General features: G+C 61.3%; 21 protein-coding genes, 1 tRNA gene and 1 pseudogene. 18 read left to right on the top strand and 5 right to left on the bottom strand.

Annotated features, from left to right (window positions below):
* Nucleotides 1–106 precede the first annotated feature (106 nt).
* From WDJ57_RS19300 to WDJ57_RS19245, 12 genes and pseudogenes are all read left to right on the top strand, one after another.
* Entirely contained in the window at nucleotides 107–1,339 is a 1,233-nt protein-coding gene (locus tag WDJ57_RS19300) for a helix-turn-helix transcriptional regulator (protein ID WP_338902617.1), read from the top strand.
* 81 nt (nucleotides 1,340–1,420) lie between these two features.
* A tRNA-Glu gene (locus WDJ57_RS19295) sits at nucleotides 1,421–1,495 on the top strand.
* 249 nt (nucleotides 1,496–1,744) lie between these two features.
* Nucleotides 1,745–1,963, top strand: a pseudogene (locus WDJ57_RS19290) (heavy metal-binding domain-containing protein); the annotation flags it as partial.
* Nucleotides 1,964–2,189: 226 nt separating this feature from the next.
* The gene (locus tag WDJ57_RS19285) at nucleotides 2,190–2,831 is read left to right on the top strand and encodes a helix-turn-helix domain-containing protein (RefSeq protein WP_338902616.1); all 642 of its coding nucleotides are present in this window, start codon (nucleotides 2,190–2,192) and stop codon (nucleotides 2,829–2,831) included.
* 174 nt (nucleotides 2,832–3,005) lie between these two features.
* Complete coding sequence (locus WDJ57_RS19280; protein ID WP_338902615.1) at nucleotides 3,006–3,248, top strand: 4Fe-4S ferredoxin N-terminal domain-containing protein; 243 nt, start codon at nucleotides 3,006–3,008, stop codon at nucleotides 3,246–3,248.
* Entirely contained in the window at nucleotides 3,241–5,730 is a 2,490-nt protein-coding gene (locus WDJ57_RS19275; protein WP_338902614.1) for a molybdopterin-dependent oxidoreductase, read from the top strand. The genes WDJ57_RS19280 and WDJ57_RS19275 overlap by 8 nt, the downstream gene beginning before the upstream one ends.
* A gap of 2 nt (nucleotides 5,731–5,732) precedes the next feature.
* Entirely contained in the window at nucleotides 5,733–6,563 is an 831-nt protein-coding gene (gene dsrO, locus WDJ57_RS19270) for a sulfate reduction electron transfer complex DsrMKJOP subunit DsrO (RefSeq protein ID WP_338902613.1), read from the top strand.
* Nucleotides 6,563–7,870: an NrfD/PsrC family molybdoenzyme membrane anchor subunit gene (gene nrfD, locus WDJ57_RS19265; RefSeq protein ID WP_338902612.1), complete on the top strand. Its 1,308-nt coding sequence runs from the start codon at nucleotides 6,563–6,565 to the stop codon at nucleotides 7,868–7,870. The genes dsrO and nrfD overlap by 1 nt, the downstream gene beginning before the upstream one ends.
* Nucleotides 7,867–8,454 carry a TorD/DmsD family molecular chaperone gene (locus WDJ57_RS19260; RefSeq protein WP_338902611.1) on the top strand — a complete coding sequence of 196 codons (588 nt, stop codon included), beginning with the start codon at nucleotides 7,867–7,869 and terminating at the stop codon, nucleotides 8,452–8,454. Before nrfD ends, WDJ57_RS19260 begins: the two co-directional genes overlap by 4 nt.
* A 56-nt stretch (nucleotides 8,455–8,510) precedes the next feature.
* A complete protein-coding gene (locus WDJ57_RS19255; RefSeq protein ID WP_338902609.1) occupies nucleotides 8,511–8,879 on the top strand; it encodes a hypothetical protein in 369 nt (122 codons plus the stop codon).
* Nucleotides 8,876–9,928 (top strand): Mrp/NBP35 family ATP-binding protein, encoded by a 1,053-nt coding sequence (locus WDJ57_RS19250; protein WP_338902608.1) that lies wholly within the window; start codon nucleotides 8,876–8,878, stop codon nucleotides 9,926–9,928. The genes WDJ57_RS19255 and WDJ57_RS19250 overlap by 4 nt, the downstream gene beginning before the upstream one ends.
* 224 nt (nucleotides 9,929–10,152) lie before the next feature.
* Entirely contained in the window at nucleotides 10,153–10,482 is a 330-nt protein-coding gene (locus WDJ57_RS19245) for a carboxymuconolactone decarboxylase family protein (RefSeq protein ID WP_338902607.1), read from the top strand.
* A gap of 42 nt (nucleotides 10,483–10,524) precedes the next feature.
* Here the strand turns inward: WDJ57_RS19245 and mobA are convergent, their stop codons facing one another.
* Nucleotides 10,525–11,181, bottom strand: coding sequence for a molybdenum cofactor guanylyltransferase (gene mobA / locus WDJ57_RS19240; protein WP_338902606.1), 657 nt, complete (start codon nucleotides 11,179–11,181; stop codon nucleotides 10,525–10,527).
* A gap of 182 nt (nucleotides 11,182–11,363) precedes the next feature.
* On the opposite strand from mobA, the gene mobB reads away from it, so the two are divergent.
* Nucleotides 11,364–12,176 carry a molybdopterin-guanine dinucleotide biosynthesis protein B gene (mobB, locus tag WDJ57_RS19235; protein WP_338902605.1) on the top strand — a complete coding sequence of 271 codons (813 nt, stop codon included), beginning with the start codon at nucleotides 11,364–11,366 and terminating at the stop codon, nucleotides 12,174–12,176.
* A gap of 110 nt (nucleotides 12,177–12,286) precedes the next feature.
* On the opposite strand, the gene WDJ57_RS19230 is transcribed toward mobB, so the two are convergent.
* Nucleotides 12,287–12,715, bottom strand: coding sequence for a Tfx family DNA-binding protein (locus tag WDJ57_RS19230; RefSeq protein ID WP_338902604.1), 429 nt, complete (start codon nucleotides 12,713–12,715; stop codon nucleotides 12,287–12,289).
* 219 nt (nucleotides 12,716–12,934) lie between these two features.
* Between WDJ57_RS19230 and WDJ57_RS19225 the strand changes: the two genes are divergently transcribed.
* From WDJ57_RS19225 to WDJ57_RS19205, 5 genes are all read left to right on the top strand, one after another.
* The gene (locus WDJ57_RS19225) at nucleotides 12,935–13,789 is read left to right on the top strand and encodes an extracellular solute-binding protein (RefSeq protein WP_338902602.1); all 855 of its coding nucleotides are present in this window, start codon (nucleotides 12,935–12,937) and stop codon (nucleotides 13,787–13,789) included.
* Nucleotides 13,790–14,605, top strand: coding sequence for an ABC transporter permease (locus tag WDJ57_RS19220; RefSeq protein WP_338902601.1), 816 nt, complete (start codon nucleotides 13,790–13,792; stop codon nucleotides 14,603–14,605).
* A complete protein-coding gene (locus WDJ57_RS19215) occupies nucleotides 14,602–15,657 on the top strand; it encodes an ABC transporter ATP-binding protein (RefSeq protein ID WP_380630234.1) in 1,056 nt (351 codons plus the stop codon). The genes WDJ57_RS19220 and WDJ57_RS19215 overlap by 4 nt, the downstream gene beginning before the upstream one ends.
* A 584-nt stretch (nucleotides 15,658–16,241) precedes the next feature.
* Complete coding sequence (locus WDJ57_RS19210; RefSeq protein WP_338902598.1) at nucleotides 16,242–16,871, top strand: DUF7437 domain-containing protein; 630 nt, start codon at nucleotides 16,242–16,244, stop codon at nucleotides 16,869–16,871.
* Nucleotides 16,864–17,409 (top strand): hypothetical protein, encoded by a 546-nt coding sequence (locus tag WDJ57_RS19205; RefSeq protein ID WP_338902596.1) that lies wholly within the window; start codon nucleotides 16,864–16,866, stop codon nucleotides 17,407–17,409. Before WDJ57_RS19210 ends, WDJ57_RS19205 begins: the two co-directional genes overlap by 8 nt.
* Nucleotides 17,410–18,134: 725 nt before the next feature.
* On the opposite strand, the gene WDJ57_RS19200 is transcribed toward WDJ57_RS19205, so the two are convergent.
* From WDJ57_RS19200 to WDJ57_RS21695, 3 genes are all read right to left on the bottom strand, one after another.
* A complete protein-coding gene (locus WDJ57_RS19200; RefSeq protein ID WP_338902595.1) occupies nucleotides 18,135–18,644 on the bottom strand; it encodes a hypothetical protein in 510 nt (169 codons plus the stop codon).
* Nucleotides 18,645–19,411: 767 nt separating this feature from the next.
* Nucleotides 19,412–19,765, bottom strand: a complete 354-nt coding sequence (locus WDJ57_RS19195; protein WP_338902594.1) for a hypothetical protein — start codon at nucleotides 19,763–19,765, stop codon at nucleotides 19,412–19,414.
* 177 nt (nucleotides 19,766–19,942) lie between these two features.
* Nucleotides 19,943–20,215, bottom strand: coding sequence for a UPF0058 family protein (locus tag WDJ57_RS21695; protein ID WP_380630225.1), 273 nt, complete (start codon nucleotides 20,213–20,215; stop codon nucleotides 19,943–19,945).
* Nucleotides 20,216–20,443 lie beyond the last annotated feature (228 nt).

The raw sequence follows: 20,443 nt of genomic DNA, 5'->3' as shown, positions 1-20,443 counted from the left end.
CCTGCCTCCCCGTCACAGACCGTTGCACACCGTCGTTTCACAGGAGGCGGGCATGTTCGCCCGCAGGCACAGTGTTTTTATTCTGTCCTCGGGAGGTATGCGGTAGATGCTCCGCCGGGTACTCGTCGCCCTCACCGTCGTCCTCCTGGTCACGACAGCCGTCAGTTCGGTGCCGGGAGGGCTCGCCTCCTCCCCGTCTGTCCCCGCCGACACCGACGCCAGTGCTCCCTTCCAGACGACGCCGGACGGGTTCACGAACACCGCCTTCGAGATACGGCTCTACGAGAACACCTCGGCGCGGTGGACAGTGCGCCATACGACCCCGCTGGACAACGAAACCGAAATCGAGCAGTTCGAGAGCTACGCCCGGCGCTTCGAGAACACCACCACGGAGACGTACACCGACTTCACGATTCGCGCCGAGCGACTGGTCGCCTTCGGCACGAACGGCACCGGCAGGCAGATGCGGGCGACGGGATTCAGCCGCGACGCCAGGGTCGAACAGCTCGGGGCGGACCGGGGCGTCGTCGAACTCTCCTTCCTCTGGACGAACTTCTCCCGGGAGAGAGACGGCGTCGTCGTCGCCGGCGACGTGTTCCAGGGCGGGATGTACATCAACCGCGGCCAGCGCCTCGTGATGGCCCCCGGCGGGAACCTCACCTTCGACCGGGTCGACCCACCGCCGGACTCCCTGGAAGTGGAGGGCAACCTCACCGCCAGCGAGACGGTGACGTGGTTCGGCGGCGACGACGGCACCCAGTTCGCAGATAGTAGACCGCTGGCGGTCCTGACAGTGCCCGACGCGGCGGGCGGTGGGACCGGCGGCACTGGCGGGACAGGTGGTGATGGTAGCTCGCCGACTGCCACCGCCGACGCTACCGAGACGGGGACGCCCGACTCGCCGTCGACCGGCGGGTTCGGACCGCTGGCGTTCGTCCTCGCGTTGCTCCTCCTGGTCGGTCTGGGAGGCGGTATCGCGTGGTACTCCGGAACGCTTCCGGACATCGTGAGCGGGTCCGACGACGGGGGTGCCGAGGCCGCACAGGCAGAGACGGACACTCCGGCGACCGAGGGGGCGGCCCCGGAGCCTGCCATCCCGGAAGAGGAACTGCTGTCGGACGAGGACCGCGTGCTGAAACTGCTGGAGGACAACGGCGGCCGGATGAAGCAGGTCAACATCGTCGAGGAGACCGAGTGGTCGAAATCCAAGGTCAGCATGCTGCTCTCGGAGATGGAGGAGGCGGGCGATATCAGCAAACTCCGGGTCGGCCGCGAGAACATCATCAGCATCAAAGGCGAGGAGCCGGACGCCGTCGGCTCGCCGTTCGACGACGAGTGAGAATCTATCCCACTCCGGAAGCGAAGCGCAATGGTTAAACGTAATTCCTCGCTACGGTCTGTTGCGCTCGAAGCGACGTGCGCTCCGATAGTGTAGTCCGGCCAATCATATTGCCCTCTCGAGGCAATGACCGGGGTTCAAATCCCCGTCGGAGCATCCTCATCCTCTTGCCGTCTGGTGGTTTTTCGCTCGTCACACGAAAGCGTTGACAGTGCTTGATGAGTGGCCGAATATCGTGATTTCGAGAGGGCATCCACCATCGCTCGCGCTATTCACTCGTTGTGTTCTCAGCGAGGGTTGCAACAAAGCCGCTGATAGGAAAATGTCTTTTCAGGCAGAGCGTTCGGCGAACTTCGGCGTGTACACACGGCTCGTTGCTAAGCCATAGTGTCAAGCTATGTATATATCTTAGCTACAGAGCGACAGTCGGCTGACGCTCACCCGTCGCTCGTCGCAACTGCCACGACTGACACGGTCCTCGGTCACGAAATCGTGGAAGTGCTCGGAATCGTTCGTTGCAACACGGTCAAAGCCCGAAACGTGGGTCGAGACACCACCCAGGGCACCAGGAACCTTGCTGGCGGAGAACTCAAAGCACACTCCACTGCTCTCACAGGCTCGCGACGAGGCACTCTCGTGTATTCCCTGGCGAGTCGTAGCGGAGATACCGCCGACTCCGCGGTTGTCGTCGGAGACGGCGAGAGACACAGGCCTGTATTGGATGGCCGAATTTCTCCATAGAACATTATATCATTCAAAAATTACTGCCTAGGTGTATACATATTTTTTATTTTCACTCATATATCCTAACAAAATGTATTTAGGCAGGTGCACGGTACGGTTAGTCGGCATGGAAGATCCCGAGAGCGGATTCGAGGGTTCGATGGGGGATACCTCGAAAGAGCGAACCCTTCAGATACTGTTCGAGGTAGAACTGCCCCACGGCTGTTCGTGTCCGCTCTTGACTCCCAGTTCGCAGGTCGAGAACGTCCACAACCAGGTTACCGATAGCGTCTGTCACGCAGAAATGACCGTCAGCGAAGACAGCGATACCACGCACGTGGTCCACGAGACGAACCACGTCGAGCAGTCCTGTCTCTGTCTCGCGTTCAGCGAGGTCGGATGCGTCCCGCGCATCCAGAGTGCCGACGGCGACACCGTCATGGTCGAGACGTACGTTTCGGACCGCGAAACCATCACCGAGTTGGTCGACCGCCTCAAGTCCGTTACCGAAGGCGTCAGTCTCCGACGACTCACTACCAGACAGCGAGAAGGGGGCGTCGAGTCCAACCGGACGACCGTCGACATCTCCGATCTCACTCCAAAGCAGCGAGAAGCGGCGATGGTCGCGGTGAGCGAAGGATATTATGAAACGCCTCGTCAGACCTCTTTCGACGAACTTGCCGCGACGCTAGACATCTCGAAATCGGCGCTCTCACAGCGACTGAGCGCCATCGAATCGAAGTTGGCGACAGCGGTCTTCGATCCCTGACCTCTGTCGAGTATCCTGTGACGAAATCGCAGCGGGTGTCGAGCGCAGACGCCGAGAGAATTGCAGCCGTTTCGTCGGTAGCGAGGGCGACCGTTTCTCCGGTACCACTTATAAAAGACTTCACTGTTCAGCGATCCCCCTACCGCATTCCGGGCCGTCGTTTGAACTGTAGCCATGGACGACCCACAGCAGCCGAAATTGACGCCACTTCCCGAATGGGAAGCCGAGACGGCGAGGATTCTGGATGGCGTCGACTACGACGCTGATCTGGGAATGCGAATGGCTCGGGACGCGATTCGTGTTTCGAACGGGGAGATGACTGACGCCGAGTTCCACGAAAAGTACCACGAGGAGGTGCTGGCCGAGTTCGGCGAGGACGAGCGGCCGACCAAACCGGAGGGATTCGAGGATGAGTGATTCGGACGGAGTCAATCGACGCGACGTATTGAAAGCCAGCGGTGCTGTCGCCGCACTCGGTCTCGGCGGTGGCGGGTACTTCCAGACACTCGTCGAAAGCGGCGACGACCAGGTGTCACAGCGTGACACCGGTTTCACGAGTTTCGTCGGGCAGAACGAGGTCACCCAGACCGTCTGCTCACCGAACTGCCGCGGGAAGTGCCCGATAGACGTCCACGTTCGAGACGGTCAGATTCGGAAGATAGAGCCCCATCCGCCGGAAGACGAACAGTACAAACGGGCCTGCGTGCTCGGGCTCTCACACACCCAGCGCGTGTACGACCCGACGCGGCTGAAATACCCGATGAAGCGCGCAGGCTGGTCCCCGGATGAACCCAATCCCGAGGGCCGGGGCCCCGACGCCGAGTTCGAGCGTGTCTCCTGGGACGAGGCACTGGACCTGGTCGCGGACAAGATGCAGGCACTGAAGTCGGAGCAGGGCGCGGAGAGCGTGCTCTTCCACGAGGGGTCGGGAAACTACGGACAGACCGGGAAGTCCTTCAAGCGACTGGCCTCGCTGTTCGGTGCGACCCAGTCTGCGTGGGGAATCGACGCCAACGTCGGCCGCGGGTTCAACCGCGTCACCGGCACCGGCTTTTTCCTCCCGCCGACGAACGAGGCCGAAGACTGGGAGAACGCGAACACCATCATCGTCTGGGGCTCGGACATCTTCTCGAGTCAGTTCCAGATGGACGCCTCGAAGATACTCGACGCGATCGAGAACGGGGCGAAACTCGTCGTCGTCGACCCGGTGTACACGACGACGGCGTCGAAGGCAGACCTGTGGCTCCCTGTCAAACCCGGCAAAGACGTCCACCTCGCGCTCGCGATGATGCACACCGTCTTCGAGGAGGAGACGTACGACGAGGACTTCCTCCGGAAACGGACGACCGGACCTGCGCTGGTCCGCAAGGACACCGGGGAGTTACTGAAGGCGAGCGAGGTCTTCGAGGACGGCGACGAGGATCAGGTCGTCGCAGTCGAACAGGGAACCGACAGCCCGGTCGCACTCGAACCCGAGACCGGCGGCCCGTACGCGCTCTTCGGAGAGTACACCGTCGACGGTATCGACTGCGAGACGGCACTGACGAGGCTTCGCGACCACGTATCGGACTACGCACCCGAAGCGGTCGCCGAGAAGACCGGCGTCAACGCCGAGAACATCCGCACTGCGATCCGGTGGCTTGCGACCCGCGGCCCCGGCGGCATCGCCTCGAGTTACGCACTCGGGCGCTACAAACACGGTCACATCTTCGGGCAGGCGTACGCGATGCTGATGGGACTGACCGGGGACTACGGTCGGCACGGAAACATCCACGCCCACCACTCCGGCGGTGCGACGCTCGCCGCCGGTGACTGGGCCGCGCCGGAAGACGCCGACCCGGGACCCTCGATGTTCTTCCCGGAGTACCCCGACGCGATGATCGACGGCGACCCGCACGAGATCAGAGCCGTCTACTCCATCGAGTCGAACATGATGGGCAACCAGTTCCCGGACCGCCAGCGGTTCAAAGAGGCCATCAGGAGTCTCGAGATGTACGTGGTCGCGGACATGCACCACACGGATACGGTCCAGCACGCCGACATCATCTTCCCGGTTCCCCACTGGTTCGAGCAGGAAGACATCAGCTCCGGTTGGGGGTCACATCCGCATCTCGGGTACCGGCACAAGGTGCAGGAACCCCTGTGGGAGACGAAAGACGACTACTACGCGATCCGTGGTCTCGCAGAGCGGCTGGGGTTCGGCGACCGGTTCCCGGAGACGAAACGCGACATGCTCCGGGAACTCACCAGCCGAGACGACGCCATCGACTTCGACACGCTGTTCGAGCAGGGGACGCAGAAAAAAGAGACCGTGCCGATCGTCAAGTACACCGACGAGTTCCCCACGGAAACGGGACGCATCAAGATGTACGACGACGACGCCCCGAGCGAGGAGGGAGTCACGTTCGACGTCCCGCGGCCGCTCGAAGACCGGACGGCCGACGACCACGAGAAGGCGGAGGAGTACCCGCTGCTGTTCATGCAGAAGCACAGTCGCTTCCGCATCCACTCGCAGTACGAGATGCTAAACTGGGTCCGGGAGATCAACCCCGAACCCCAGTTGGACATCCATCCGGCCGACGCGAAGGCACGCGGTATCGAGGACGGCGACTACGTCCGGGTGTACAACGACCGCGGCGAGATGGTCGTGAAAGCGAAGTACAACGAAGCGTTCCAGCCCGGCCTGGTCAACACCGACCAGGGGTGGTGGTCCCGCGACTACGTCAAGGGCCACCACAACGACCTCACCCACAACGAGGTCAGTGATATCGGACAGACGATGGCGTTCTACGACGTCCGTATCGAAGTCGAACCCGCGGACGACGTCGACGTCAGCAAGTACGCGGAGGGGAATCCGGCGGGGTCCGACGCCACGGCTTCCCACGCTGGAGGTGACTGAACATGACGAACTACGGCTTAGTAATCGACCAGGAGCGGTGTATCGGCTGTCAGGCCTGTGCCGTCTCCTGCAAGCAGGAGAACAACGTCCCCATGGGACAGTACTGGAACCGCGTCCTCACCGAAGGCGGGGACAAAATAGACACCCCGGCGGGCGGCTATCCCGAAGACGGCCAGGAGGGGTCGCTCGACATGAAGTACCAGCCGACGGCGTGTCAACACTGTGAGAACGCGCCCTGTGTGAAGGTCTGTCCGGTTAACGCGACCTACACCAGAGACGACGGAATCGTCGAAATCGACTACGACAAGTGTATCGGGTGCCGGTACTGCATGGCCGCCTGCCCGTACAACGCCCGGGTGTTCAACTGGGACGAGCCCGAGCACATGCCCGAGGAGGGGACGGGAGACGTTTCCGCCCGTCCACAGGGCGTCGTCGAGAAGTGTACGTTCTGTAGCCACCGCGTCGACGAGGGGCTCGACCCGGCCTGCGTGGTGAACTGCCCGGCCGACGCGCGCATCTTCGGCGACCTCGACGAGGAGACGAGCACCGTCTCGAAGTACATCGACAAGTACGAGACGAACCAGCTGCTCGAAGACCGCGGGACGAACCCCAAGACGCACTACATCCGCGGAGAGATGAGCCCGGGTCGCCCCCAGACCAGCGACAAACTGGAGAGCGAACTCGACGACGTCACGCCGTTTTCCGACGGCGCTGACGACGTCCCGTCCGACCCCGACGGTAGTGGTGGTGACGGAGCGAGCGGAGGGCATCACTCGATCGACGACGATGCAGTACCACACGTGCCGTCCGTGAAGTCTGGAGGTGCAGACTAATGACGACCAGAAGCGAACCGTCGGGGATTGCAGTCCCCTCGTACGGCGGAAAGGGGAAACTCTGGCTCGGCCTGCTCGGGGCGCTCATCGTCGCCGGACTGGCCGCCTGGGGCTACCAGCTCACGACCGGACTGGTCACCACGGGGATGCGGAACGTCTTCTCGTGGGGGCTGTACATCATGATGTTCGTCCTGTTCGTCGGGCTGTCGGCGGGCGGGCTCATCATTTCCAGCGCGCCGAAGTTCTTCCACTCGCACCGCTACGAGGGGTTCGCCCGACTCGGTGTGCTCGTGAGCCTCGCGTGTATCACTGTTGCCGGGCTGCTCATACTGCCGGACATCGGCCGGCCAGAGCGACTCTACCAGTTTTTCACCTCGCCGGACTTCCGCTCCCCGATGGTGTGGGACTTCGGCATCGTCATGCTGTATGGCCTGTTGAACCTCTGGTACCTGTGGCTCCTGACCCGTCGCGACCTGGCAGCACGCGGGTCAGCACTGGCCCTCGGCGTCGAAGACACCGATGCGGGCCGCGAGCGTGACCGCAGGCTCATGTTCTGGACGGCTGCACTCGCGTTGCCGACCGCCGTCGCGCTCCACTCGGTGACGGGGTGGATCTTCGCGACGCAGATCGGTCGCGGTGACTGGTTCAGCCCACTCGTCGCACCCGTCTTCATCGCGAAGGCGCTCGTCTCCGGCCTCGGCCTGTTACTCGTCGTGTCGGTCCTCGCAGACCGGTTCACCCGGTTCCGCGTGGACCGCGAGGAGCTGGCGAGTCTCGGCAAGGTGCTCGGCATCTTCCTCGCCTTCCACGTGGTCTACCTGCTCGCGGCCGAACGACTGCCACACGCGTGGGCCGACCACTTCGGGTTCTGGGCCATCACTGAGAGCTTCCTCATCGGCGAGTCGGCGTACTTCTGGCTGTGGACGGTCGTCGGCGGGGCGCTCCCGCTCGGCATGCTGGCCATTCCCTCGCTCCGAAAGCGCGTGTCGGTCATCTTCACCGCCGGCGCGCTGGCGGTATTCGGCACGATGTTCGAGGGTATCAGGCTCGTGTTCACGGGCTACGACGTCGCCAACATCGATGCCGCACCCGGTATCTCCCTCGGTGGGACGTACTCTGGTATCACGACCGACATCTGGGCGACCGCCGGGGCGTACACGCCGACGGTGGTCGAGATCCTGATCACGCTCGGCATCATCGCCTTCGGCGCCCTCGTCGTCACGCTCGGCCTGAAGTACGTGCCAGTTCAGGGGTCCGGGGGCCAGCAATCGTACGTGACCGACGGCGGCGAAACGGAGAACGAATGAGCGAACGCACTGACACGCCGACCGGACCTAGCCCCCGGGGGGAGTGCGACGTCGACCACGATGCAGACCAGTCCGACCGAGCGGCGACCTACGCGGTTCTCGCCGCCTGTTGGCGGGAGCCGTCCGAACGGCTGGTCGACGTCGCCAGGGAGGGGGAACTCGAGCCGGTCGTCGGCACCCTCGACAGCGTGGACGTCCACGACCTCCGGACCGAATACACCCGGTTGTTTATCGGACCGGCCGGACCGCCCTGTCCGCCCTACGAGAGCGTCTACCGCGACGGAGAGGACGGGGAGGCGTTCGGACCGGTCAACGGGCCGGCGACAGTTGCTGTTGGACGGTGGTACCGTGAGTTCGGCGTCCGCCCCGCGCCAGACCACTCCGACCTGCCCGACCACATCGCAACCGAACTGGAGTTCGCTGCCTACCTCGCCGAAGAGGAGGACCCCGAACGACTCGACCAGTTCCTCGACGAACATCTCCGCGCCTGGGTCGACGAGTTCCTGACGCAGGTAGAAACGGAGACGCGCGAGGAGTTCTACGCCGCGCTCGCGAGGACGACCCTCGGGGTGCTACTGCGATAGACCGCATCCGGATTGCTGGTCGTGGCCGTCAGCAATACCTCGGAAAGGTGGCAATCATGAAACCCTACGAACGGTACGTGTACGAAGTCGCGTACGACGTCCTCGAGGAACACAGTGAGGAGTACGAGGCGTGGCTTCCGACCGCGATAGAACAGTGGATCACGAGCGAGAAGCTAGACGGGTTCAGTAGCGAAGCGAACGTGATCGGAGAGAGCCAGGACGTTCGTCTCCGATTCGAGTTCGAAGCGCTCGCCGACTGGGCGGAGTTCGTCGAATCCGGCCCGCACAAGCGGAGCCTCGACCGGCTCGAAGCGATGACAGAGAGACTCAGAACGGACCTCTGGGAACCGACAGCCATATCACTCGACTCGCAACCGTCCAGCGGCGCGTCGACGACTGTCAGGGGCCTCCGGTGGAGCGGATGAACGAATCGGACGCGCTCGACACCCTTCGCACGGTGACGGATCCAGAATCGGGAACGGACGTCGTCTCGCTCGGCCTGGTCGAGGACGTGTCCATCGACGACGACGTGGTGGCGATACGGCTGTCGCCCGGTGCGCCGTATGCGCCACTGGAGACGGAGCTCGAAGGTCGTATCCAGAGCGCATTCGAGGAAGCAGACATCAGTGTCCGTCTCACCGAACGAGAGGGTACCAGCCCGGACGCCGAACAGCCGCTGAGCGGCGTGAAGAACGTCATCGCCGTCGCCTCGGGGAAAGGTGGGGTCGGAAAGAGTACTGTGGCAGTGAACCTCGCCGCCAGCATGGCACAGCGCGGTGCGAGCGTCGGCATCCTCGACGCGGACGTGTACGGACCGAACGTGCCCCGGATGCTGAACGCTCGCGACCGGCCGGACGTGACGGACGACGGCCAGCTCATTCCTGTCGAGCGGTACGGAATGCGCCTGATGAGCATGGCGTTTCTCACCGACGGCGACGGTCCAGTCATCTGGCGCGGGCCGATGGTCGACAAAGTCCTCGCACAACTGATCGAAGACGTCTCGTGGGGGGCGCTCGATTACCTGGTCGTCGACCTGCCGCCGGGAACCGGCGATACGCAGCTGACACTTCTCCAGCGGGTTCCAGTGACCGGTGCAATCGTCGTCACGACACCGCAGTCGGTCGCAGTGGACGACGCAGACAGAGGGATGCAGATGTTCAGCGAGTACGACACGACCGTCCTCGGCGTCGTCGAGAACATGAGTGGATTCGTCTGTCCCGGGTGCGGGTCCGAGCACGACATCTTCAGCAGCGAAGGCGGTCGAAACCTGGCCGAGAACTACGAGTTACCGTTCCTCGGGACGGTTCCGCTAGACCCCGAAATACGGACGCGAGGGGACGACGGCCGTCCGGTCACGCTCGACGGGACGACTGAGACGGGTCGGACGTTTCACGGACTCTCAGGAGCGGTGATGAACAAGATAAGCCTGATACACCGACAGACACAGTCAGGGGAGTCAGCGACCCACAGTTGAACAGTACTACGAGTCCTCGGCTGCGTGGATTCCTGTCACATTCTGGGCCGACTGTTATCCGCTGTGTTTCACATGCTACGAGCGGACGGCCCGGAGGCGTTCCGTGGCTCCGTCACGACGGCGGCGACCAACTCGCACCTCACCGGATCTGACAATCGAGACATGGATGATTGTGGCAACAAAACCGCCAAAAGGACTATCTCCTACCTGAATGATTAAATAATATGGCAGATAACGTTGAAAATCCCGAAGAACTTCCGTCGATAGCAAGTGAACTGGCCACAGAGCATCCCGACGTCTGGGACGCCTACGCGGATTTGGGCGAGGCCTGTTCGGACGCTGGACCGGTCGACGGCGAGACGAAGCGTCTGGTCAAGCTCGCGCTCGCGATCGGCGCTCAGTCGGAGGGTGCGGTGCACTCCCACGTGCGTCGAGCGCTCGATGAGGGAGTCGACCCCGACGCACTACGGCACGTGGCACTGCTCGGTATCCCGACCATCGGGTTCCCGAAGTCGATGGCCGCGGTCACCTGGATCGACGACCTCACCGAGTAACTCGTGAGCCCGTCGAGGCCGGCGAAGCGAGGCGCAATCGACTCACCTTCGTGAGGCGTCGTCCAGTAGATCCCGTAGTGCCTCGAGTTCGGCGACAGTGTTTATGTTTCGTGCCGAGCGAGCGAGCGCGCTCGGACTCTCTACATATGGGATGACTTCGACGTTGCTTACGTGGTCGAGCAATGCATGAAACCCATCGTCGGGGCCAACGTTGTCTCGTACCGAGGCGACTGCAGCAGGTCGATAGAGCGCATGCAGCGGCTCGATGCCGCCGCTGGTTTCGGGAATGATCGCGTTCGCGGACGACGTCTCAGTCCGCTCTATGAGCCACGCCATCACTTCCTTGTCCAGCAGCGGCATGTCACACCCCAGCAACAGCATCCACTGCCGGTCGACGCGGGGACAGGCACCGAAGACGCCCGCAAGTGGGCCGTTGAATGCAGGGTCGTCCCGCACGAACACGGGTGGGACGGATAGCCGATTGGCGAGTGCTCTTTCGATATCCTCCCGCTGGTCGTCGGTTTTCACGGCGATGATCGGAGCCGTGTCGGTAACCTCGACTGCAGCGACGAGGACGCGTTCGATAAGTGACTGCCCACCGACGTGAGCCAACGCCTTGTTTCCGTCGCCGAAGCGAGTGCTGCCGCCGCCAGCGAGCACGACTGGCTGAACGGATGGATACGGGGGAACCTCCGACATGGAATCCGTACAGAGGGCCATCACCTGCGGATGCCGGACAGCCCCCTCCTCAGCCCGATTCGATGGGCTGGTTGTATCTGTATCATTCGGTTTGCCGGGGCCGATTGTAGGGAAGTGATGGCGGTCAGCGGAGCCATCAGGAATACCGAGTGACTTACCGTGTCACCCGTTGAGAAGAGGACATGCACGTACTCGCTGTCGTGGGCCCGTCGGACTCCGGCAAGACCAGTACGGTTGCGGCACTGGCCGACTGGTTGAGAGGTCGCGGCTCAGTCGGCACCATCAAGCGCCTCACGCACGAACCGGACCTCGATACCGAGGGAAAGGACACCGCGCGACACCGGGCGGCGGGTGCTACGACAACAATCGGCATCACCGACGACGTCGGCTGGTTCGCCACTGGGTCTCATTTGACGCTAGGCGACGCGCTCGAGACGCTCGCCCGGAATCACGAGTATGCGCTGGTCGAAGGCTTCAGTGAGAGTTCGCTTCCGAAGCTAGCGCTCGCCGGGTCGGAACCGGCAGCACCCGTCGTCGCCAGGGCTCGCGATCACACGACAGTCGACATCGAGTCAGTGGTCGAACTCATCGAGGGCGGCGACCGATTCGTCACGCTGCCGTCTCTGGTCGAGGATGTGAAACGTTCGGAGTCCGCCGCGGAAGGCGACGCAGTCGCCACGATCACGGCTCGCGTCAGCCGATCCCGCCAGTCGAATGACGCGACGGGTGAACGGGCGACGTCCGAGCAAGGTGCCCGAGTCCGGACAGACCGGATCGCAGCCATCCGCGAGAGCCTGCGTGCGCGTGACGGAGTCGAGGCCGTTCGCCTGCACCGCCGAACGGGTGTCGGTCAAGCAGCGAAAGAGACAGTACTCGTCGCAATTCGTGCAGCACAGCGGGACGCGGCCCTCGCAGCCGCCTCCGACTGCCTCGGTCAGCTCGAAGACGACGTCGTGCTCGCCGAGACGGAGGTGACGATGACGGAAGGGTTCTAGACGAAGCTGGTGTGGGCACAGACGCGGAAGTGGCTGGCTGGAACCCCACCCGTGCCACCCTCGCGGTTGAACACTGTTGGTCGGCTTCATCTCCGCCCTGAACGTGGCTGTCACACCGAATGTTCCGTAAAGACTCGCACCTCGCCCTCGTTGGTAATCCCGACATCAATCGCTGTCTTCAGCTCGTTCTGTTTCGTACACTCTTCGAGCACACCGTAGAGATGTGTATAGAGCTCCGGACGACAGTACGCTATCTTGATGCCGGCCTCGTCTCCGTGTGAGTAGACGCGAGCGACCAGCTCGTCGAAACTCGTCCCCGGGGAAACGGAAAACTGGATCGGTGACCGAACTGTCCGGACGAGTTCTAGTGTCCGACGGGCCTTCTGGATGTTTTCCTCTGCCGCCCGTTCGATCGCACTGATATTCGAGTCCGTCGTTCCCAGTCGATCCGCCACTTCCTGTTGGGTCTGCCCCTGTTCTCGGAGTTCGAGTACCTCTACCTGTCGTTCGGTCAACGTCGTCGATTCGGCAGAGACCATACAGAGTTAAACAGATGTGTTTGAGATAAGCTTTTTTCTCAAACGCTTCTCCACTCTCATATAGTGAATGATAGCGCCAGTACTCGGCGACGGTTTCTCCTGACTGCTGGGACGGCGGCCGTCGCAGGTTCGGCGGGTTGCACCGGTCAGCGCAGTCAGGGTGGTAGTCAGCCGACGGCGATCACCATCCTCACGGCTGGCAGCCTCCAAAATGCGGTAGTGAACGGACTCGAGCCTGCCGTAGACGTGCCGGTCGAGAGCGAGGCGCACGGCTCGGCGACGGTCGCTCGTCTGATCGACGAGGGCCAGCGCGATCCCGACATCGTCTCGGTCGCCGACGTCGCGCTCTTCGACGACCCACTCTCACCGTCGTGGCACTCCGTGTTTGCCAGCAACTCGGTCGTCATTGCGTACAATCCGAACACAGACGGCGGGGAGCGCCTGGCCGCGGCGGGACCCGAGCGCTGGTACGAACCGATGGCCGACGGAGACGTGACCGTCGGTCGAACCGACCCCGACCAGGACCCGCTGGGATATCGGACCCTCTTCATGCTCGAACTCGCCTCACGGTACTACGACGACGCATCGAACCTCAGCGAACAGCTCCTCCAGCGGAACCAGATCTATCCCGAAACGTCGTTGCTCAGCCAGTTCGAGACCGGTTCCATCGATGCCGCTATCGCCTACCGCAACATGGCGGCCGAACGTGAGTACGAGTACATCGAGTTACCGGACCAGATCAATCTGAGTAATCCACAGTACGAAGAGGAGTGGTACTCGACGACCTCGTATACGCTGCCGACTGGCCAGGAAATCCAGGGCGGGGTCATCAGCTACGGATCTACGATTCGACACGTAAGCGACGCCGCTGTCTCCGTGTTCGACGCCCACACGACAGGGAACTACCTCCAAGAACACGGGTTTCTCGTCCGCGAACAGTTCCCTGCCTATACGGGCGAGGTGCCCCAGCGCGTCCGACAGGCAACTGACCGACCGACCGAAAACCGATCCCGCCTCGACAGAGGAACCGAAGCGGCATCCTCGACGGGCTCGGACAGCACTGTCCTGATCTAAATGGCGACGCGCTCAAACTCGACCCGGTCAGGAACGGTTCGGTTCGGACTCGACTGGTTCAGCATTACGCTCGTCCTTGGAGGCATGCTGCTCCTGTACTACGTCATCCCGATGATCTCGCTGTTTCTCTCGGTACCGCCCGGCGACATCCTCGCCCGGATGACAAATCCCACCGTGGTGGATTCGGCGACCACGTCGCTTCTGTCGGCGTCGATCAGCACAGTCGTCGCCACGCTATTTGGCTTGCCACTCGCGTACTGGCTCGCACGCAACGACGGAGCTGTGACGAAGCTCGTCCTCGCAGTCGTGGTCCTCCCCCTGATACTCCCCCCGACGGTCGGCGGCATCGTGTTACTGACCGTCTTCGGCCCCGGTTCACCGGTCGGTGAAGCCGCTGTCGCTGCTGGGTTCCCGCTCACACGCTCGCTCGCCGGAGTCGTACTCGCCCAGATTTTCGTTGCCTCACCGTTCGTGGTTGTGACGGCCAAAGCAGCCTTCGAGAGCGTCGACCAGACGCTCGAATACGCCTCTCACTCGCTGGGGAAAGGTCGCTGGACAACCGTTCGCCACGTGACGCTGCCCCTGGCCGGTCCGGGGATTCTCGCTGGTGTGACCCTCGCCTTCGCACGAGCGATCGGTGAGTTCGGCGCGACAATGATGATGGCGTACTATCCCCGGACGATGCCGGTCCAGATCTGGGCATCGTTTATCGAACTCGGTCTGGACAACGCCTATCCGGTAGCGATACTGTTGCTGCTGATCGCCGCTGTGGCGCTGTTGATTCTCCACATCGTCGCCTCGAACCCATGGGAATGACACTCGAACTCGCTCGATTGCGCAAAGCCTACGGCCAGTTTGACTTCGGCCCGGTCGACCTGACGGTCGACGACGAAGTGCTCGCCGTCCTGGGCCCGTCCGGAAGCGGCAAGACGACGCTGCTCTCGCTGATCGCCGGTATTGCCGACCCGGATTCGGGAGCAATTCGAGTCGACGGGCGAGACCTGGTCGGCCTGCCCCTGGAGGACCGGCGTGTCGGGATCGTGTTCCAGGAGGGGGCGCTCTTTCCACACATGACTGCCCGGGAAAACATCGCGTACGCGGCAACAGCTAGCCAGCGCGTCGACGAGCTCGCGACGCTTCTCGAAATAGAGGCGGTCCTCGATAGAAAGCCCCCGACGTTGTCTGGTGGGGAACGCCAGCGAGTTGCCCTCGCGCGGACGCTGGCGACCGACCCGGACGTACTCCTTCTCGACGAGCCGTTGTCGAGTCTCGACGCATCGATCCGGAAACGGCTCCGGGACGAACTGCACAGCCTGTTCGACTCGCTCGCAATCCCGATTCTCTACGTCACGCACGACCAGCGGACGGCGACGGCCCTCGGTGACCGACTCGCCATCGTTCGGGACGGTGACCTGGAGCAGGTTGCCTCGCCGTCGACGGTGCTCACCCGGCCAGCGAGTCGGTTCGTCGCCCGCTTTACCGGGAACGAGAACCTCTACGACGGGACGGTGACCGACCGAACAGCAGACGGCTCACACGTTCGGTTACGCGATCTCGAGTTCCAGACGACCGAGTCGGATATTCGTCCGTCGAGCGTAACGGTCTGTATCCATCCATCGCGGGTGGAGGTCGAAGCACCCTACGTTGCCGACGGTGACCGAACGGCGAATACAGTCACGGGGACGGTTGTTCGGTGGTTAAACGAGGGGAGTGAGTACCGGCTCGATATCGAAATCGACGCGGGGTCGCTCACGCTCACGGCAAACGTTCGGCCGCCGACGTTCGAACGGCTGGCGCTCGAGAACGGGTCAGACGTTCAGGTGCTGATCCCGCGAGAGTCGATTCACCTGATTCCGCACGGTGAGTAGTTTCGAGGCGGGCACTTCCCGATTCCTAGACGGTGTACCTGGGGGATAGAAACAGATGAGTTCCGGCAGGCGTTCCGCGGAACCGTGGCGAACCGCGTCCCCTACGACGGCGAGTTCCTCGAGGACGTTCGTCCGACCTACCAGTACGGGAACGAAGAATTATGACGTCCCAGACAGTGCTGACTTACCACTTCCTACAGTCAGATGATAGTACATGAGCGAGGAAAGTGAGACAGCATTGAGCGGAAAAGGCATGGGGGGTGGGATAGCGATTGGGATTGCAATCGGAGTCGCTATCGGTTCTGCTACGGATAACCTCGGACTGTGGCTCGCACTCGGAGTGGCACTCGGTGCTGCAATAGGTGCAGGATTGAGTAACCGGGAGTAGTGATGGACGATTCCCAATTGAGGAGTTTGCAACCTTACTGAACACTTGTCACAGCACGAGCATTCCCCGGAGGCAACGTCCCCCACTCGCGGCGGTGTTCGGCGGGACTGCCATCGCACTCGTCGTCACTCACGTGTGCGACGACTTCTGCAACACCGCCCGAAGGCTTTAGTTTATAGTTCGTGTATTATAGACTATGTCGGACGCGTCACCACCCACCAACCCACCGGATACCGGGCAGTCAGCCCGGCAGTTCTTCGTGTTCCAGAAACTGCTGGACACGCCTGAACTCGCGCGGTTCTACACGGATCTCCTGATTCATTCCCCAACGACAGTCACCGCCGCTCGTGACCGCCAGGGGTTCTCGAAAAGCACCGCGTACAAGTACGCAAACGCGCTGGCCGAGTTAGGCGTTGCAGCGGAACTCGACGAGTACGAAAACGGGTCAGCACTCTGGCGTGCCGAGCCTGTAAGCGGTCACTGGACTGGTGAAACGACGGTCGAACTCGGTCCCGTCATTATCGCTGTCTATGGAGCCACCAGCGTTGATGACGACCTCGAACTGTTCGTTGACCGGCACGGCAAGGCAGCACTCGCACCCGCCGTCACGGCAACGATAGAGTACTTGAAAGGGAACACGACACGGCGCAGTGCTGCGGACGCCCTTGATGTGCCTGCTGTCGAAGGGATTGCAGTCACGCAGGCAATCGAACGGATTATCGCTATCGTAGGCACGCACGATCCGACGCTCGACGATGTCACGTTCGATGTAGATGTCCACGACCGAGCGCTCGACCAGGCACCCTACCAGCGCAGCGATGAGTGAGGCCCACCCGTCGCCGTTCCCAACCGCACTCGTCCTCGATACGAGTTTCCTCAGAACGCTCGGTGGCACGGACAGCGACCCGTACCAGACGTTCATGCAGTACGTCAAAACGGAAGGTATAGAGCTGTACTTGAGTCGCGGTGTCGTCGAAGAACTCACTGAGCAACACGGCTACATCGGCGTCGATTGGGTTGACCGAGCGGACACGACGGACTGGATTACGCTCGCAGGAGAGGTCCAACCCGGCGTCCGCGTCCACGACGGGCCACGTGCTGGCGAGGTAATGGATCGAGTGCATGAGCGGTTAGCAGAGTTCGAGCAGATGGATCCGGATGAGTTGCGGAAGACGGATTCGGAACTCCCTGCAGTTGCGGTGATGCTCCTCGGCTCAACATCGCACGAGTCCGTCGGGATTCTGATGGACGACCGGAACGCCGAGGAAGCGATTACTGGTGTGATCGAAAATACGCACTACGAAGGTCGCGTCCGTATTATTGACATCTGGACCGCTATCGAACACATGGAATCTCGTTTGTAGGAACTGTCATTGATTCTCGGCCAACAATATCTTGTCCCCTACATGGAACGATGAACTCTTCGGTTAGATGCCAGAAACGGTGATTTTGAGACGGTCGAATTCGGGCACATTACGACATAGGTAGCTCCGTCCGTTTATCGAACCAAAACCTGTTCAGTTCGCAGGTCACTGAGCGGTCGATACAGGTTGACTACTGAGCGGTTGAGCATCCGCGCGAGCAGCACGAGCGCGGTCCACTGAAGCCGAACAAAGTGAGGCTTCAGCCTTTTTAGCGTAGATTTTTGCGCCGAGCGGTGGGCGAGTGAAGCGAGCGCACCCGAGGCGGAAAAAGGTACTTGCGCACGCTCGTTCTAACAGCTGATTAAAGGAATCGGTCTGAAACCAACGATGGCTGGCTGCTGACTGCATCCTCTCTATCGGTCACAGAGTTATTGACAGAGGTTGAGTAGTTGACGTAGGCGCTGCTGCATACAGAGCGCGACTCAGTCACCATATCAGGCCCGTCCGCATCCCCCTTCTCGGGCTCGTCATAGAAGTTTCTGGTTGCGAGGCCAGAGAGGTCCAGCAACGACACAGAGCCACTCCGTTCGACTGGCGACCAGACCGTCCGTTACTGTGGGGGGGGCTGTGTTGATAGAGCCGAACCGTCAGAAGCACCGTGTTACAAGCATTCTATGACAGACCCGTTCAGGTCAATTGCCGTCCGAATCCGTACCTCCCCGTTGTCACCGGTTCAGGCTCGCATTTGACTGGGCTTGGATGTCCGCAGGAACCTGGGGGACTTGTGGGAGTGCAACCGGCCGCTCGTCGAAACGATAGGTGAGACTGTACTGCCCGCTTCTGCCATCTCTCTGGACGGCGATACGCTCGGTTGCAGAGCGAACAAGCCCGTCGGTAGTAAGCTGGATTGTTGCATTGTACGCCACGACATTCTGTGGATTGTACAGTTGCCCGCCCGCATATCGGGCGGCACGAAGGGTCAGGAGGCTGGTGTCGCCTCGGTCGGTGACGTTAGTGACGGTGAAGTTCCCACGCCGAAGCGTTCCTTGTAGTGGACTCGTTGCTGTCGAGAGCCCGCGCAGCGCCCGGTCAAAGAGTTGGGTTCGCTCCCGTCGGTTGTCCAGCGTAACGTTCCCGGCGTTGACAGTGTATTGCCTCACCGATGTTTTGTTGGCGGCAATGACCGTCGTTCTGTTCTCCGTCTCGTTATCGATTGTATTCTGGGCCTGTGCCACGTACTGGACTCGTGTGAGATTCCTCGCTGCCGTCACGCGAACCGTTGCAACCACGGTCTGCCCACCGATTGTCGAGTCCGTTGTGTGAGTGACTACGCCCGGTGTCTCGACCGCGACCCTCTGGTGGGCGAGGATGGCCTTAGTTACATTTTGGACGCCGGACTCAGCTATCCCTGGAGCGAGTCGGTCACTCGATGGTGCGGTCGGTGTCGTTACCGGGGTCGAGATTGGTGTCTGGGTAACTGTTGGTGTCGCCGACGGACTCCCCTCTGTCGACGGGATTGATGTCTCTGTCGGAGCGGGTGAGGACGCCGGTGTCGGCGACGGTGTCGTAGCAGAGGTCTCAGCAGTCGATGGTTCAGTATCGGTCAGACCTGCACAACCGGACAAGGCCACGAGTATGACCAGTGCAACTGCTACTGCTGGTCTTGGCGGACATCTGCTGGAGGGCATGCGTCTATCGGTTTGCGAGGGTGGATAAAAATGCAATGTTTCACTGTATCGAACGATTCCAACACCAGCGCCTGGGAGAGGGGACGTGCGAGATACGCGCCCTGTATCCAGCACAGCTATTTCAATAGCTATGAGAGCTTGGAGGAAACTCCACGACCAGTGCGCATGCTTACTGACCAGCGGGTTCATCGGCATCGGTGTGGAACCAACAATGCCTGACTGCTGAATCCATCCTCTGAGTCGGTCAAGTTCTCCTTGGCAGCACTCGAGTAGATGGAGAAATTCCTGTTGCCGAGAGATGCTGAAGTAAGAGGCTACTCGTTGACGTTTGCTTCGGCATTGTCCTCAACGGCGCGAGCTGCTTCAATTACGTCGTCGACGGTCTCGTTGGAAACGCCTTGTTTCACAAGCACGGTTTCGACAGCGTTGATTGGGACGTAGTTTTCTTGCAGTTCTTCGACATCTTTTTCGACCTGTTCGAACCGCTCCTGACACTCGACTCGTTTCTCGCGTTCCGCCTCAAGTTCCGTTTGAAGACGCTCCATCTCCGCTTCTTTCTGTTCGAGCATTTCGACCGCCTGCGCTTTGACCTGCTCAAGTTGGGTTACTAGCGCATCAGCAGTGAGCGCCTCTTCGCCAGTCTCGTCATCTGATGTGTCTGGCCTCATACCGTCTCACCTTTTTTATCGATATGAGGCCTCAAGATACATCCGATGCGCTTGGTGCTCAGCTCTTGGAACAGTTCGTCGGAGCGAGAGATATCAAAGGCCTCGATATACCGCGCGTATCTTGCAGAGAGTGTCGCAGATCGCACCGTATTGGATAAATGAGCCCGAGGCAGAGAGCTATGGCTTGGAGCGCTGGTCGGCCGATTTGTATGGTCTGCGCTGGTCGGGCTTCGTCTCAGACGAGGAGTGCTCGGTGATGGCCGTGGAGAGATCGCTCGCTAACGCGCACACCGCTTCCTTGTGCTTGGTCTTCGACTGATTGAACGAGCTGGGGCGAACCTCAAGCCGTTCATACTCGGCACAGTCGATACTGTGCCCCAACTGTCGTTCGTACTCGGTACGGACTACGGAGAATAACTCGTGAAGGTAGACGAATTCTTTCTTTCGCATGTGTTGGAACGGATTCCCTGCGCAGGCCGGGCGTCGTCACCGACGCATCTCTCAGTGTTCGGATATCCTTACCTGACACTTTGTTATACAGCGACCATCGAACGTGGTGGCTCGCTTACTCCCTGTTCCTGAGTGTGTATCGGATTCGCGTAAGCGCCTGCAGACCGCTTCTATGTCCCAGCTGTGAAACAAGCAAGGCGTACTCGCTGTGTAGTTGGTTCAGCGTTG

The sequence above is a fragment of the Salinibaculum sp. SYNS191 genome (assembly GCF_037338445.1).
GTDB lineage: Archaea > Halobacteriota > Halobacteria > Halobacteriales > Haloarculaceae > Salinibaculum > Salinibaculum marinum.
This window is presented reverse-complemented; position numbering and strand designations above follow the sequence as displayed.